Genomic DNA, 16,121 nt, shown 5'->3' with positions numbered 1-16,121 from the left:
GAGTAAACGCATAATTCTTGGGGAAAATAGCAATCCACTATAATTAAGACAAGTGGATTGCGTTTATAATTATCCAGCTCGTTCAAATCGGACAACTACATCGGCACTCATACCAGGCCCCACAGATAAAGTCCCTTTGGCATCACCTGCATTTCTTGAAAAATTACCTGCCAAGCTTCCATATTGGGTTTTGATGGTTACAACACCATTAGTGCAAGAGCCAGTTAATTCCTCATAAGCATGCTTAGGGCACAACGACGTCCCTGAATCTTTGTCCGCAGATACTTCAATTTTAAAATGCCCTGCACCATCAAGGGCACTAATTATTCCTGATCCATGATATTTGCATTCGCCAATCAACCAGTTATTTGCTTTTCCTCTGCCCGTCCAATGTCCTGGCACATCTGCACATACTGAGGATGAATTCGAATGAAAAATAAAATCTGCATGCGACACCGAGGCAAAGAGACCTGCGGCTATAAATCCTAATAAACGTCGTTTCATTTTTATCCTTAAATAGAAAGTGAGTAATCTTAATAGCACGCGGTAGTTCGCTTGCACTAAAATTCGAAGTTGATTATTACCCTATAACCTAGTGATTGCAATTAGAAAAAAGAGAGAAAATTTTTCATTGGATTCCACCTTTTTCTGGATATCTCGCACAAGATCAGAAATCTCTTCATAATTTGAAATCATAAAAAATTTATATGATCAAAGAGCTTATAGTATCCTGCCCCACGTGCCTCGGCTTGTCCGAGGCATCCAGTAAATCTTAAATCAGTGTTTAATGAAAATATGAATATTGTTTGCGACTTACATGAAGAGTTCACCTGGCTCAGCATTTTTCTGGATGCCTCGGACAAGCCGAGGCACCTAGATAAAAGTCGACGCAGGTAGATATAAAGCCGAGGAACAGACTGCATCGGCACTAAGTTATAAAACTCAAAAAAAAAGATTGACTCTATTCATTAACCGCACGAATATTGATGCTCCAAAATATTAGCATTCCGGGAGAAATGAATGGGCATTAAAGACACCATAAAGGATAACTACAGCTTTATCTTAAAATGTATGGCTACGATAACTGCACAGGCAATCATTACTGCGGGAATTATTGCAACATTAGCTGCAAAATCAACAGTCGTATCCGCACCCTTTCTTTTTGCGGCAGCTTCAACTACTGCTTTGGGGGCCACAGCTGTTGTAGCCTCACCACTTTTACCAATCGCAGCTATGCTACTATTGATGGGAGGAGTTGGTCTTCTATCGTTGTACTTTAATAGTTGCTGTGGTGGTGCACCAAGACATCATTATCATTCGAGAAGTAACTGGACATCATTGAACCTATTTTCTCCTCCAGTCGTGGATGTGTACTCTACTGTACCTACCGTCCCAGTGGTTATTAAATATCCCGATGTCTATCCACATCACCATCACAATAGCAACCACCACGGTCATACTGGATATAACATTTGAACCCACCTTTTTAAACTACATAATGCATAAGTAATACACATATAGGTTGGAACATTAACCCAGCCTATATAATGTCTTTTTGATAGCTCATCAAAGCAATGTTACATTCACCGATGAGGAACTAATGATTTTAAGAATAGTGACTTGGATTAGAGATTGGTGAATTAACGTCAATCAAATATTAGGTAACGTTCTCCATCGCTTGCTTTCACAATTTTCCCCTGTTGACAGGTAGCTATTAAACCCTTTGTGTAACGAAATTTCTATTGACTCGCAGTTACTTAAGTTTCACATAAGCTAACTTTGTTATGATTAGCTCACTACGTTGATTAATGGGAAAAAAATGCATTATTCAAGCAGTTGCAACACTAAAATAGAACAACAGAAATCATTCTGTATTAAATTTAAAGCTTAATTCGCTTCTATATTAATGGGAGCATTGTTGGGAGCATGACGTGCAATTTAAATTTAACTCACATCACGACAACCGACATGATTTTATATTTACCACTAAGTATTCAAAATATTCTCTTTTTTTATTATGCTGCTGCCCAACCATTTTGGAAGTGGCAGTCTAATTACAAGACATTGTTTTGACATGAGGAGCATCCTGTGCCAGCTGATAATAAAAATCTTGCATCTTTATTGGAGAATTTGATCGCTTCTCATGAAAATGAGATAAATTACACACCAGTTGAGATTGAGCTAGACCCTCAATCGGTTAAAAAAGAAGATATCGCCACCCTTTTACAATTTGTTCAAGAAAAACGCAAGCGACTCTTCATTTTTAGGCTGGCTAACGATGAATTTAATAGCAATCTCCTCGCTTTAACCGCACGTCGCTCTTTACTCAAGTACACCGCTGAAACATTATTAAACACCACGTCAGAACCAAAGATCAATCCATTAAAAGAAGCATTGAATAGCTCTTCATCTACAATCCGTGCCAACATTCAAATTCAAAAGAGTATTCATCTTCCTAAACACACTGGCGCAGTCAGCAGACCTAAAAGTGAACTTGTTGAGCAAATTAAAACTGAAATTCAGACAGTAGTTCCTGCAAAATTCCCTGAACTTCCGGCGCTTGAGCAACAACTGTCCGCGTTAGGTATAGAGAACGTAGAAGAAACAGCAGCGCAAATAATCAAAGAGCATCTCCATGCGTTTACAGACGGCATCATTCCAGGGAATTTAATTCAAGGGTTTTATATTGACAAAAATGTGCTCTGTTTCACCCACACACCACGAAGACTACCTTCTGCCTTAGCTCCTGCGCTGCATAAGCCCGCTCTATTGGCCCTACCCACTGTTGAACAGGCACGTCAGCTTTTACCCGAGGTAACTGAAACACTCTTTAAACAGCTGCTAAACAATAGCGATCATGCAATACAAAAACAGGCATTGATCACGGCAATACCCGCTCAAGCCAGAGACATATCTAATCTTCTCAGTTCAATCCAACAGGCTGAAGTAGAGTTTATTGTACCTGTTTTGGCAAAACTATTTGTTTTAGGCGGCGAAGCACATACCAAGTTATTTATAAAAATTCTGAATAATTGCTTAAGTAAAGGTATCAGTATTGAATTCCTTAAAGATCCTGTCGCTCAAGATGCATTTTTAAATCCACGCGGCATTAAAAACCTGCAAAAACTTTTACAGTTGCCTAAAGAACAAAGAGAATGGTGGAATAAGCTTGCGATTGGCCACCTTAAAAATCCTCATCACCACTTTGACTTTAATAATTTTTTCGAGGCTTATACGCAAATTTTCCTACCTCGAATTACAGAAAAAAATCTTTTGTTACCTTATCCCTGTCCCATTGAACATAATGGTCATCTCTTAATTACTTTAAATCGCGTCCTTGATGTTATTGAACGCGCACAAAATCCACAAGAACAATGCGCATCACTGCATGGTCTTAACTGGGGGCCTACAGGGGCGCATTATGCGATGACTCAGGCTCCAAAGCCTCAACGCTTTAAGCAAGTTGCTGCATGCATGCAACTTAAAGATGCTCAAGACGTAGAAGTTGATCCCGAGAAAATCTTAGCCCATCTGAGCGGTAATTCAGAAGACTTGAAGCTCTGGTTGTTTCGATATATGGGGCCACATTGGAAAGAGACGGTTCGATTAACAGATATCCGAGCTCGTTTTGCAGAAATTGAAAATCTAGATGCCTCCTGGACTGCATTACAAAAAAACCAATTCATGTTTATTCTGACCTGTACTTTCTCGCAAGAGGAAAATCTTGTTGCAGAACATTGGCAGAAAACATTGAAAAACTGCAGCAATCTATTACAGCCTTTTAGCGAAACGGAACGAAATAATGTACTAGAGGCTCTGGTTCATTGCTTTCGCTTCAAGCCTAATCCCTCGCTTCTACAAATACAAACTCTGCTATCTCAAATCGCTGAATTGAAAGTTTTATTCCCGGAAAAAAACTTTAACAATGAAATCATTATTCCTTTGGTATCTTGTTTAGAAAATGAAGGTCTTGAATTAATCAATAGATTGAAAGATCGCATTGAAAAAACAACGGAAGAAGCTAATAGAAATACAGCTTTTCTCACTGCTATAGCCTCTTTCACAACCTTATTGCAAAAAAATCGTGAAAACTTAGCACCTGATATTATCAGTTTACTTGCAGCCCTCAATGAGCCTGATTTAACTCAAGATAGCATTGAGATGCTAGAAAACTCGATCAATGTCTTAAAAACCAAAAAAGATATCACCTATTGTAATGCCCTTATAAATCTCTTAGGTCAAATCAATATTTCTAAATCCCAACCATTGCCCAACGGAGAACAAATCCGGACGTTTATCGATACTCTTGCAAATTCAAATTCGATTATCCCTGCAGAGCAAGATACGTTAGATAAACAAGAAAAATGGCTAAACAACTATATTATTGAGCAAAATTTGTTACCTGGCTGTGTCTTTGGTAAAGGGGATATTTCAAAACTTGATGATCTTATCGTAGACGCCCTGACTGACGCCGTGAAAAAAAGAAGCAGTGTACTTCGCGTTGACTCATTGAAAAATGCCTTACTGGAACATCTTAAATCGCCGATTATCCCTAAAGCATTAAAAGATCAGCTTGATGGAGGATTATTACCCTTCCTTGATGCCCTAACCGACCTTATTAACCTGCTTCAAACACCGAATCCCAAATTTACCGACATTATCGATAAATTTAGCTATTTTGAAGAAAAAAAGCCAAATCTTCTAAATTCTACTTATAGTGTTTCCATCTTGGGACAATCTAAAGGGGAATATATTTTAAGTTTTATTCTTACGGGAAAAAGAAAAAGCACAGATAATTTAACAGGTGCAGTATTTGCTAAAGCGTTAAGCACACTTCATAACACCATTGCCGGTGAAATTCATAGCTTTTTTAATGATGATAAAAATAAAAACATTGTAGCCGATTTGGATGCGCAAACCTGCCTCAACTGGTTTGCCAGATTCAATGACACCCATTCGCTGACCTTCTTGTTCAAAGAAGAGTTAGTGCAGAAAAAAGTTCTACCCGCTCTTAAAAAGACGTTACAACAATTAAATACGCAAGATTCCGAGTTTGAAAATAGTATATTGGAAACTGCAGCAACGCTTGCTGAAGATCAACCCTCTGATCAATCGTTGCAGAATTATAAAGCAACAATTGAAACAATTGTTAGTTATCTCAATTTTCTTATTGATGTTAAAGATAAAGCTTCTGAACAATTTTATACTATCTATAAAAAACTACAGACCTCCCCCCTTACTCGTCTAAATTACAGTCAAAAACAGACATTGGTTAACACCCTTCTTAAAGCTGAACCTAATCTTTTTGGTCTTTATCTTAGGACTGCTATTCAAGCATTAGAAGAAAATCCTGCTGCAGACACTGCTGCTATTGATCGTGCATTAAATGGCTTAGAAACTCTTTTTGAACTCACTAATCTTGAAGCAGACACACGAACTTTATTTTTTAAAATGAGCATGGGCCATAACTTAAAAAGCCCCAGTCCCTTTCCCCTAGCGACACTCAATGAGTTAACAAAATCTAATCTTGAGGAAGAAACAAAATCTCTAATCCTAAGGCAAATCATTCAAATTCTAAGTCGGATGACTGAAAATGATTCTCAAGATTTAGTGCAAGGTTTAATTGTTCACACACAATCTTTCCTGACAAAAAATCCTACGCATGCTTCACTTTGTATTTCTTTACTAAAGCGCATTTCTTTAGATAATCTCAGCCGAGACTTAAGTTCCTATTCAAATATTCTTAATCAATTAGCATTACTTAAAGAGGAAAACAGAGAGAGTCTTATTGTCATCCTAGAGGGCCTTGCCAGCAGCAAAAAAGATGACACTGTAAACTTACCAACTTTGCTCGATATTGCGAATGGTCTGGGGCGGCGATCTGCCAGTGACATCCGCGAGGTTATGCAATTATTTGCAACCCCGCCCTATCCGATTGCACAAACCTTAAACGCGGCTCTAGTAACGCATGGTTCTGAAAAACTTCGAGCCTACTGTTTAAGCTTTGACACCAACCCGTTTGCAAAAACAGGAGAAACTCGTCCTCTTGCTGAACATTTTGCAACAGACAGAGTTGAAGATGCATTATTGAGTTTACAAGATTTATTGCATGGTGTTGATTTGCCTCCGGCACTCAAGTTGCAGCTTGCAAGCCAGCTAAACTATATAGAAACCTTAGGCTATACAGACCCCTTAAACCCATACGACTATAGTCAACCTAAAAAATTAACCGCTAGCTCTCGTCAACAATTGCAAGAGCGAGCCTCTACCCTCCTAAATCAGTTGCGTTTAAAAGAGGTTCCTGATGAGAACATTGCAATAGTCCAAATGGAGCTTTTAGCCTATTTGCGAGAAATTTATTTTCGTACAACCGGTTTATTCCCTAACACCACTCAAATGCTTATGCTATTGCTTTCCTTGCAGTCTCCTTACGCTAATTTACTGATGCGTATTAATACTGGAGAAGGCAAAAGCTTAATTACACCAATCCTTGCAGTCTTACAATGGACACAAGGTGGTACCGTGGATACATGTACAGCAAACGGTACCTTGTTACTTAGAGATTATGAAAACAGTTGTGAACCATTTTTTAAATTTTTAGGTATTAAATCCGCACTAATTCACGCAAATAGCCAACCAAAAGAGTACCGACTAGGTGGTATTAACTGCTCAACTTTAGAAGACATGGCTCTTTTCCGCTTGGCAGCGAAGGAAACTCAACAAGAAGCATTCACTCAAAATGGTGAGCCCATACATCTTGTCCTGGATGAGTGTGATGACGCATTACTCGATCAAACCACCCTTTATAAGTTGGTTGCCGAGAATACTCAATATGAAGCTAAAGATATCCATGCACAGTGGATTTATCAACTTGCTTATCAATTTATTCATTTACCAACATTTCGTAACACAGACCCAGCCAGAGGAAAAGTTTGGGATGAAGAAGAAGATGTAGAACAATTTAGACTTTTTATCAACAAAGAAATTATCGAAAAATTTAATGGCGATGCCGAAAAGCAAAATTTTATGTTGGCAACGAGTAATGCGCAACTCAAACAATGGATTAACGCCAGTTGTAAAGCTGAGAAGCTCATTGAAGACAGACATTTTCTCATACGACCCATTAAAGAAAAAGATGAAACAGGTAATGAAATCACCAAACGATTTGTCTGTATACCGCTTGTGCGTAGCAATCCCAAAGGTGGCTGTATTTTTACTGATGGGGTTCAACAAGCAATGCAAGCCCGCTTGATTGCAGAACATCCAGATAAAGCTCGCTATGTTGTCATTGATGGTGACCCTTTTGTGCTTGCAAGCCAATCTGCTCGTGGTTTAGTTGGCTTTTATCAGGAAACAGGTGGTCGTCTTGTTGGTATATCAGGTACTCCGGGTGATCCAATTGAACTGCTCTATTTAGCAACACAACTTGGTACGCAAGCAATTAGTGTAGCACCTTACGCAGGCGATCATCGTAAAAAACATCCTCCAATCTTCACCTTCTCTCGTGACGAAACGCTTCGTGCTATGCATAAAGCAATAGATGGAATTAAACGTCCTGTTAAAAAACCTCGACTGGAATTCGACTCAGATATTCCCATCCAAACCCTGGAGGAAAGAGAAGCATTTATTCTACAGACCAAGGATGCTCTTGATAAATGGAGTCAGACGCAAACACAACCTATTCTTATCGTTTGTGATGATTTTAATGAAGCCCAAACTATTGGGAAAAGTTTTGATGCTTATCGTCGAGAGGGCTTTAAAATTCAAATTGTCACCGGAAAGGAAAGTCCAGAAGAGTTAGACCGTATTATTAAACAAGCCGGTAAAGCCAATACGATAACCATTGGTACTGCGATGTTAGCAAGAGGTATCGACATCAATCCTGGCAATCACCCTGAGGGTCTTTTTGTTATTCAAACTTGTAAAGACAGTAAGCGAAGAACCACACAAATTGCCGGACGTGCAGCGCGCAATGGCAAACCTGGTCAATGGCTTCCTGTTTATGAACTACCAGCTCCAAAATCCTGGTTTACCAAACTTATGTATTTCCTTTTTCCAAGCATCCGTCAGCTAAGGGGGGAACAAGCTATTGAAAAATTCCAGGAAGATATTCAATTACAAGACACTCTGGATAGACTTTACACACAAGGAGTCGACAGAGCTCAACAAATATTAATGCAACAAGTTTCCGCCTGGGAAAGTTGTCTCTTAGAACTTTATCCAACCGACCCTAATTTAAAGCATGAACTCTATCAATGGCGTCAGCTTCTTATAAGCGAACTTACAAACGCACAAGAAACCAGCTTAAAAGAAGATACCGTAGAAGCAAGTATTGCCCACTTTCAAAATTCCTTATGTAAAATTTGGGAAAATGTCAAGGAAGAAAAGTGGGTAGCAAAAGCGCAACATGCTGAAACAATTACAGCAAAACAACAATTAAGACTGACTTATTTAAAACAGTTAGATCTCGCAAAAGAACTTCAAATTCAAAGAGCGTTACAAGAAAAAAGCTTACCATTCAAGGAGTCTGCAACTGGTTTGATGCAACAAAATTTACAAGCAGTTATTGTTGATAAGGCGGGAGCCGTCCTGGAGTATACCAAGCCTACAGATACCGAAAAGAAAGATTTGGAATTGGCTCAAAGTAAACAGCTCCTTCCTCACCTCATTGGGGAACTATGTGCTGTTTATCCTGAAGCGGTCAGTAAACTTAATGCAACCAATAAAGCTCACTCCCCTTCTATTTTCCCAGCATTTCTAGTCTCTCTTGCTGAGAAAGTGATTAAGCAGAAAAATAAAGTTTTGCGAATTGAAGATACGAAACAGATCACGCAATCAACGATTGAATTCTTTCAAAAGAAATTGAATCAAGCCGATGCACCTGTAATTCAAGAATTACTGAAAAAAATTAAACCCTTACTTCTTGCACATAGCCATTCATTGGCATCCATGCCGTTGATCGACAAATTTAAGACACAAGGTTTAATTCTTACCTTTACGAAACTCTATAATCAAGCCGTTCTTGAACCTGATGAACATTTGGAAGCGCTAAAAACACAATATAGCGATGACATCATGAAAATGCTTGCCGAGCATCTTATTAATGAATTTGACTGGGTAAAACGTTCACCTCAACCCTGGCATGCTCGCCTAGAGTGGGATATAGCCAAAGAGGCCGCTGAAACTATTTACTCACTGGCACAGAATGTCCATAGAACACCACGAGACCCAAACACTATTCAAGCGCTTTATATTGCTTTACAACAACAGCGTACAAAATTACAGGATAAATACCTTTTTTCTCTGAGACATAGGAATCCTAACGAAGTGGTTAATACCGCATTGACTGCGATTGAGTCCCTGGTGTTTGCACCCCATTGCGATCGAGAGTTTCAAAAAAATCATCATGATGCTGTGCTATCGGCTTACCATTTAGGTCGGTTCAATACATGCCTTACAGACCTCTCAAAACAATTTGAGGGCGATACAGTTTGGGAGCTTCTTAAAACGACTCTTGATGCAACCAATCGAGGGGGTAATCAGGTTCACCTCATCGAAGAATTGTATGAGACAGTTGAACGCTTTAGATCATATCCAGATTATAAACCTTATAGAATTGCACTCGGCACCTTAAGACGCCAGCTCGCCTATTCCATTAAAGCGTTGAATAAAACCAACGGAATAAAACAAGATACCCAGGATAGTTTATTGACTCACAAAGCGTCTGAATTTGCTGCTTTATTCCATGTCAAAGCGGAACACGTGCGTATTCAAAGTGGACATGACGGAACTCAATCCTTCATTGAAGTTCAAATCGAAGGTTCTGACTTACATGAAGGTTTTAGTGGCTATCAACCCACACCATTAACTCGTCTCGAGAAAGAAAGAGCCCAACTCTATGAAGACAGAGAAAAGTTTAACGCGAATAAGGAAGCTCTTATTAATTTAACAGATAGGAAAATTGTTGAAATACTTCCTGTCGCTAAACGCCCTGAGTTTGACAAACTCTTTCAATTAAAAGAGTTGCTAAACACCAGTTGGAGTAACAATTTAAACAATCCCATTTTTAGCGATCTGCCTGCACAATCTCAAGAAATACTGGGCTGCATTCAACAACTTAAAAATTGGGATGGGGATACATCACTTCAATTAGTTAAGACTGAAAGTATTTTAGGTAAAAAATCTCCTGAACTTTTTGATAACCAGCTCGAAAAACATCTTCACTTAAAGCAAGAACTTGAACAAATCCTGAAGAGAAAAAATTCGACTCAAGTTCTGAGGGATCAGAAAGAAGAGGATATTAAAAAAGAACTAGAAAATCAGAAAAAAATAAATGACCAATTAACTGATGCTGGGTTTGGAGAGACAATCAGCTTATCCTTTCAAGCAGGCCGTATCAAACTACAGATTTTTAATCTGCAAAAGCAACTTTTTGAATTAGAACGTGATTTTAAAACGATTGTTCAAGAAGAAACACTGCAGCTCAGAGCTTTAAGGCAGTCAAGTCTAGTATGCCAATCCCAAGCAAATACAGTGATAACTAGCTTAGAAGAGAAAGCAAAAGATAGTTTAAGAAGCTACTTACAGAAGACAAGTGCTGCATTAGTGACTGCCTATGATCAAGAGCTTGATCAAATAGATGCTACCATTAAACAAATCAATGACTTGGAAAACAAAAAATCACGTTATCAAACACGTCGCTTTGCAAATTCACGCGAATTGTTGCGATATGAAGCAAGTTTAAAACAGGAAGAAGCAAGCATTCCTAAAAATGCTTCCGCAGAGACAGAACAACAAACAGCTCTAACACGATTCTTTTGGCAAACCGTTGAAAAAACATCAACTCAACTAGAAGAGCTAGTATTAAGACTACGTTGATAACCCCCAGCTGTGTTAGCTCTGCTAATACGGCTGCATTTCTAGGATCAATTGTTTTTACTCACGTTAGCAAACTCGTCGAAATACCTTGTAAAAAATATTTTCGATGATTTACAAATTTTCGAAAATAATGAATACTCACTCCATTCCAGGTTCAAAAGAAAGAGACATGACTTTACGTAAACAAACGAAATCTACCTGTGTATTGGATCAAGTTCGTTTGGATATCCTAACAGGCGTTTTTTCTCCTGGCGAAAGATTATCTATGGATGTTTTGAAAAAAAAATATAAGGTTGGCTACAGCCCTTTAAGAGAAGCTCTATGTCGTTTGACCGTGATTGGTTTTGTGAATTTTGAAGATCAATGCGGATTTTACGTTGCAAAACTGTCTCTAGAAGAATTATTTGATCTTTATAAAATCAGAGCTCACATAGAAACACTCGCGCTAACACTCTCCGTCAAACATGGAGATGATTATTGGGAAGCCAATGTCTTGGCTTGTTGGCATCGATATGCAAAATTTCTCAAACAAATTAACGAAAAGCCTTTAGAGCTCACTGCTTGGAATGAGTTTGAGAAGGAGTTTAGTTTTTCTATAACCAGTGCTTGTAAATCGGCGTGGTTACTTCGCATGCAAAGAATGCTTTACGATAATTCTTCACGTTATCGTTATCTATGTATGGCAAATAACGTTACCAATGAAAAGACTATTCTTGATTATCACGAGCAATGTAATCAACTAGTGAAAGCAGTCTTGTCTAGAAATATTGACTTGGCTATCCAGCTTTTAAATGCAAGTTGGGATTCTTCATTGAATATGATGGCAAAGAAATTAAGTGAGATGTTAATAGCTTAATAAGTCTAATTCAAGAACCAGAGCAAAAGGAATTTAGTGATGATTAAAAAGGAATATTTATTGCTGCCATCTGTACCCACCCCCAATGGCCCGCTGCATTTAGGGCATATAGGAGGTCCTTACTTAAGTGCTGATATTTTAAGTCGATATTTACGCACTCAAGGCCATTCTGCATTATTGCTTTGCGGAACAGATAGCTTTGAATCCTATGTGACAGCTCAAGCTGAAAAAGAAAACAAACCTCCGCAAACAATTTGTGACTTCTATCATCCTGCTATCGAAAATGATCTCCAGGCAATGGATATTCAAGTCGATTATTTTTTAAATCCGCTTAATGAGCAATGGTTCCCTCGTTATAAAAAATGGCATGAAAAAATCCTCCATCAATTAATGACGCGAGGTTTTACACAACTGATAACTGAGCAATTTGCGTGGAATGAACAACACCAAAGATATTTAGTCGGATGCTGGTTAGAAGGATTTTGTCCGGTTTGTAACATTGAGACAGAAAGTTATTTTTGTGAAGAATGTGGCGCTCATTATAGACCTGAGGAGGCATACCCCAAGTCCATTTCTAATAAAAAGGACGTTACCAATTTGTTTTTAAAACTTCCTTTCTTAAAAACAATTAACTTACCCGGAGTGAGCGCTACTCTTAATCAAAAATTCCTGGACTATTTAAATCAACAAAATGGCTTATTCAGATTAACAACAAATGCCGATTGGGGCTTACCCTACAATAACTCTTCCACTTTATTCAGTTATGGATTTATATTTTGTTATTTTTTATTGTTTGGTGAGTTGGCAGGGGAATTAACAGGTAAAGGAAAGAACGCATTTGCCGCTGATTCAGATATTACCACTATTGCCAGTTTTGGGCATGACAATTTCTTACCTTTTTTAAGCAGTACTCTTGGAATTAGTGCTGCCTGTGAGGGATACAAACCATTTGATTATTACTTGGTTAATTATTTCTATGCATTAGATGGCAATAAGTTTTCTACAAGCCGTCGTCATGCCATTTGGGTTGGAGAAGTAATCCATAATAAGAGGCTATCAAGCGATGTGATTCGTGCGTATTTAGCATCCATCAATGTTCGAGAGAAAACAGGAAACTTCAATTCCGCCGAATTCAATCATTATTATTCTTATTCTCTTGAGTGGATCAAGACCTATGTCTTTGATACTTTGCCTTTGTTTTCGTCAAGCAAACCGGCTGAATGCCCAGCTGATATCAAGAGCAAATTACTTCTATTTTTGGCTCGTCAGGAAAGTGCTTTAAATCCACATCAGTTTTCTCCTCACATCGCCATAAACTCATTGTCTGAATGGTTACAAGTTGGCCATGAACTCAAATCACACCCCAGTTACTTTTGGTGGTTACAAACTTTAGCCTTATTTATTTATCCCTTTATGCCACGTTTAGGTGGCGAACTTTGGCAAATTTTAGGGTATCAAGGAATTCCCCTTAAAGAACAATTATTTACACCGTCAAATGGCTTGTATCAGCAAGTGATGCCATTTAAAAAAAATTATCTGAGCAGGGAGTATAACGATGCTTTACCATTTAGCTGAGGATGTTTTTGATTTACTAGGTGTTGGCATAGGTCCATTTAATTTAAGTTTGGCAGCACTTTTAACTCCGACTAAAGAAATTAAAAGTAGTTTTTTTGATCAAAACAAATCATTTATTTGGCATCCAGGAATGTTACTTCCAGATGCTGAACTACAAGTCAGTTTTTTATATGATTTGGTAACATTAGTTGACCCCACTAACCCCTATTCATTTATTAGTTATCTTGCAAAAAATAAACGTTTATACCGATTTCTTAATGCGCAATTTAAACAAGTCCCACGAGGGGAATTTAGCGAGTACTTAAGTTGGGTAAGTCGTTCCCTACCAAATTTATTCTTTGAAGAAAAAATAGAAGATATTACATTTAATAACTCGCTATTCACAATAACAACTACACAAAGAAAAACCTATTCGCGAAATTTAGTACTTGGTAGCGGTTTAAAAGCGAAAATTCCGTCTTGTGGACAAAATCTTTTGGGTCAAGATGTCTTTCACAGTAAAGACTTTTTGTTAAATTTAAAGCATTGGCATGGTAAAAAAATTGTCGTTTTAGGAGGAGGACAAAGCGGCGCTGAGATAGTACATTATTTGCTGTCGCATAGCTCGCAATTTCCTGAAAAATTATTCTGGATAACGAAACGAAATCAATTTTCCGCGCTTGATGACTCTACTTTTTCTAATGAGTTCTTTACGCCTCAATATGCCGATTATTTTTTTAGTCTTGATGAGAAACAAAAAGCAATTCGCTTACATCAACAAATTCTAGCTAGCGATGGGATTTCTTTGCCTCTTCTAGATAAAATTTATCAAAAACTTTATAAGCTCGAATTCATAGAAGATAAAGGTCATTTTTTTAGACTCATTATTAACCATCAACTCATTAAGCTCGCCCGAGAATCCAATCATTACCATCTTGTCTTATCAGAATGTGAGGGAAATAATAAACAAATAATCAACGCCGATATTGTTATTTTTTGCACAGGTTATGAATGGGAATTTCCTGATTACCTTTCCTCATTAGCCAATAGAATCCCCTTAAAAAATGGCCAATTTTATATGCATTCTGATTTTTCAATTCAATGGGATGGTCCTAAAAAAAATCGAATTTATGCACAGAATGCCAGCCGTCAGCAGTATGGTATTGCTGAGCCTAATTTAACGCTGATGGCATGGCGCAGTGCAAAAATAATTAACAGCTTGTGCAATGCCCCAATCTATCAATTAGATGCTGAAAACACTGCACTTGATCTGCAAACTCAGGGAGGATTTAAATATGCTCTTAATGAATGGTAAATTAAACTTGGCTACAAAAGAAAAACTCAGCCATGGTGTTGAGTTGTGTGAAATTCACCTCGATGAAAACGTGCCATTTAGAGGCAGTTATTTTGCAGTTCAACCGGGTTGTCAAACACCCTTGGATGCTCATCAAGAAAAAGAAATTTGGATTATTTTAAAAGGCACGGGCATTCTCCATTGTGACAACAGAATTATTCCTGTCAATGAAAACGATATCCTCTATTTTAAGGCCCATTCAACACACCAGATATGTAACTCCGGCGCAAACAATTTACTCGTTTGTTCTATTTACTGGTGAAGGCAACAAACCCTGCAATTAAGTGCTTCCCCGTCTATTATTTAAGGACAACAGTTGCTGTAATAAAAGGGATTTTATGAAACGAATTGTTATTGTTGGTTGTGGCTTTGCTGGACCATGGACGGCATTAGGTGCAGCAAAAACTAGCCATGATTTACAAAAAGAAAGTGAACTGGAGATTGTGGTTATCAATCGGTCTCCCTTTCATGGTATTCGAGTTCGGTACTACGAAGAGGATTTATCGTCCACTCGCATCCCCCTGGATGACTTGCTGAAACCTGTTAATGTAAGCTATATCGTTGGTGAAGTTACAATCTATCCTTTTACAAACTACACAATCATCAAAAACTTTAGACTATGACCGACTCGTACTGGCTGCTGGAAGTCAAGTTTATTACCCATCGGTACCAGGACTTAACGAATATGCATTTAATATCGATAGTTTCGATGCCGCAACGAAACTTGCCGACCATCTTAAAAATATTTCGCATGACCTCTCACCTGGATGCCAAACTGTTGTGGTTGTAGGCGGTGGCTTTACAGGACTAGAAATTGCTTGCGAATTACCTGCGCGTTTACAGCGACTAATGCAACAAGCTTGGGTTCAAAATCAACAACCCGAAGTGATTATTGTTGATCACCATGCCATTGGTAGCACTTTGGGCACAAATCCTCAGCCGGCCATCAATAAAACTCTTCTGGAATTAGGAATTAAAACATACACTCAAACAGACATTGCCTCCATTCAACAAGAGTCTGTTACCTTGGATTCAGGAGAAATTATTCCTACAAATACAGTCATTTGGACCACCGGAATGCGGGCGAATCCCCTAACAAGTTTATTTCAATTGGAAAAAGATCATTTGAACCGTATCGTGGTCGACTCTTTTTTACGTATTCCTGGTGCTGAAAATTGTTTCGCCGCCGGTGATGTAGCATCAGCCCTGGTTGATACAACTAATTCCTCCGTTATGTCTTGTCAGCATGCAAGACCACAGGGGTGATTTGTAGGTTACAATGCTGTTGCTGATTTATTCGGTAAGCCATTAATCGCTTATCATCAGGAAAATTATGTCACCATATTAGATCTAGGCCCAAACAATGCACTCTACATGGAAGGTTGGGAACGCATCGTGGTCAGCGAAGGAGCAGGTGCAAAAAAAGACAAAATATCTGATTAATCATCAAAGAATTTACCCTCCACTAACAAAGAAACC

9 protein-coding genes are annotated in these 16,121 nt (G+C 38.3%); 8 read left to right on the top strand and 1 reads right to left on the bottom strand.

Annotated features, from left to right (window positions below; genetic code table 11):
- Positions 1 to 69 precede the first annotated feature (69 nt).
- Positions 70 to 504, bottom strand: coding sequence for a hypothetical protein (locus tag LHA_RS06270; RefSeq protein ID WP_045105781.1), 435 nt, complete (start codon positions 502 to 504; stop codon positions 70 to 72).
- A gap of 516 nt (positions 505 to 1,020) precedes the next feature.
- Between LHA_RS06270 and LHA_RS15990 the strand changes: the two genes are divergently transcribed.
- The 8 genes from LHA_RS15990 to LHA_RS16520 all read left to right on the top strand — a co-directional run bounded on the left by LHA_RS15990 (position 1,021) and on the right by LHA_RS16520 (position 15,908).
- Complete coding sequence (locus tag LHA_RS15990) at positions 1,021 to 1,476, top strand: hypothetical protein (protein ID WP_052673616.1); 456 nt, start codon at positions 1,021 to 1,023, stop codon at positions 1,474 to 1,476.
- A gap of 612 nt (positions 1,477 to 2,088) precedes the next feature.
- On the top strand, positions 2,089 to 10,878 hold the full coding sequence (locus LHA_RS06260) for a helicase-related protein (RefSeq protein WP_052673615.1): 8,790 nt from the start codon (positions 2,089 to 2,091) through the stop codon (positions 10,876 to 10,878).
- 130 nt (positions 10,879 to 11,008) lie between these two features.
- Complete coding sequence (locus LHA_RS06255) at positions 11,009 to 11,734, top strand: FCD domain-containing protein (protein ID WP_231861989.1); 726 nt, start codon at positions 11,009 to 11,011, stop codon at positions 11,732 to 11,734.
- Between the two features lie 39 nt (positions 11,735 to 11,773).
- Positions 11,774 to 13,309: a methionine--tRNA ligase gene (locus LHA_RS06250; RefSeq protein WP_052673614.1), complete on the top strand. Its 1,536-nt coding sequence runs from the start codon at positions 11,774 to 11,776 to the stop codon at positions 13,307 to 13,309.
- Positions 13,290 to 14,603 carry a lysine N(6)-hydroxylase/L-ornithine N(5)-oxygenase family protein gene (locus tag LHA_RS06245; protein ID WP_045105779.1) on the top strand — a complete coding sequence of 438 codons (1,314 nt, stop codon included), beginning with the start codon at positions 13,290 to 13,292 and terminating at the stop codon, positions 14,601 to 14,603. Before LHA_RS06250 ends, LHA_RS06245 begins: the two co-directional genes overlap by 20 nt.
- Entirely contained in the window at positions 14,593 to 14,904 is a 312-nt protein-coding gene (locus tag LHA_RS06240; protein WP_158644244.1) for a cupin domain-containing protein, read from the top strand. The genes LHA_RS06245 and LHA_RS06240 overlap by 11 nt, the downstream gene beginning before the upstream one ends.
- A 76-nt stretch (positions 14,905 to 14,980) precedes the next feature.
- Positions 14,981 to 15,265, top strand: coding sequence for a hypothetical protein (locus LHA_RS16525; protein ID WP_052673612.1), 285 nt, complete (start codon positions 14,981 to 14,983; stop codon positions 15,263 to 15,265).
- A complete protein-coding gene (locus LHA_RS16520; protein WP_158644243.1) occupies positions 15,207 to 15,908 on the top strand; it encodes an NAD(P)/FAD-dependent oxidoreductase in 702 nt (233 codons plus the stop codon). Before LHA_RS16525 ends, LHA_RS16520 begins: the two co-directional genes overlap by 59 nt.
- The last annotated feature ends 213 nt before the right edge of the window (positions 15,909 to 16,121 follow it).

Source organism: Legionella hackeliae (genome assembly GCF_000953655.1).
Classification (GTDB): Bacteria; Pseudomonadota; Gammaproteobacteria; order Legionellales; family Legionellaceae; genus Tatlockia; species Tatlockia hackeliae.
The sequence above is the reverse complement of the archived record's forward strand: the minus strand, read 5'-3'. Positions and strand labels throughout refer to the sequence as shown.

What these genes read in the sequence shown, in the direction of transcription:
- LHA_RS16525 (WP_052673612.1), top strand. Translation starts at nt 14,981, where the DNA reads ATGAAACGAATTGTTATTGTTGGTTGTGGCTTTGCTGGACCATGGACG.
- LHA_RS06270 (WP_045105781.1), bottom strand. Translation starts at nt 504, where the DNA reads ATGAAACGACGTTTATTAGGATTTATAGCCGCAGGTCTCTTTGCCTCG.
- LHA_RS06255 (WP_231861989.1), top strand. Translation starts at nt 11,009, where the DNA reads ATGAATACTCACTCCATTCCAGGTTCAAAAGAAAGAGACATGACTTTA.
- LHA_RS06245 (WP_045105779.1), top strand. Translation starts at nt 13,290, where the DNA reads ATGCTTTACCATTTAGCTGAGGATGTTTTTGATTTACTAGGTGTTGGC.
- LHA_RS15990 (WP_052673616.1), top strand. Translation starts at nt 1,021, where the DNA reads ATGGGCATTAAAGACACCATAAAGGATAACTACAGCTTTATCTTAAAA.
- LHA_RS06250 (WP_052673614.1), top strand. Translation starts at nt 11,774, where the DNA reads ATGATTAAAAAGGAATATTTATTGCTGCCATCTGTACCCACCCCCAAT.
- LHA_RS06240 (WP_158644244.1), top strand. Translation starts at nt 14,593, where the DNA reads ATGAATGGTAAATTAAACTTGGCTACAAAAGAAAAACTCAGCCATGGT.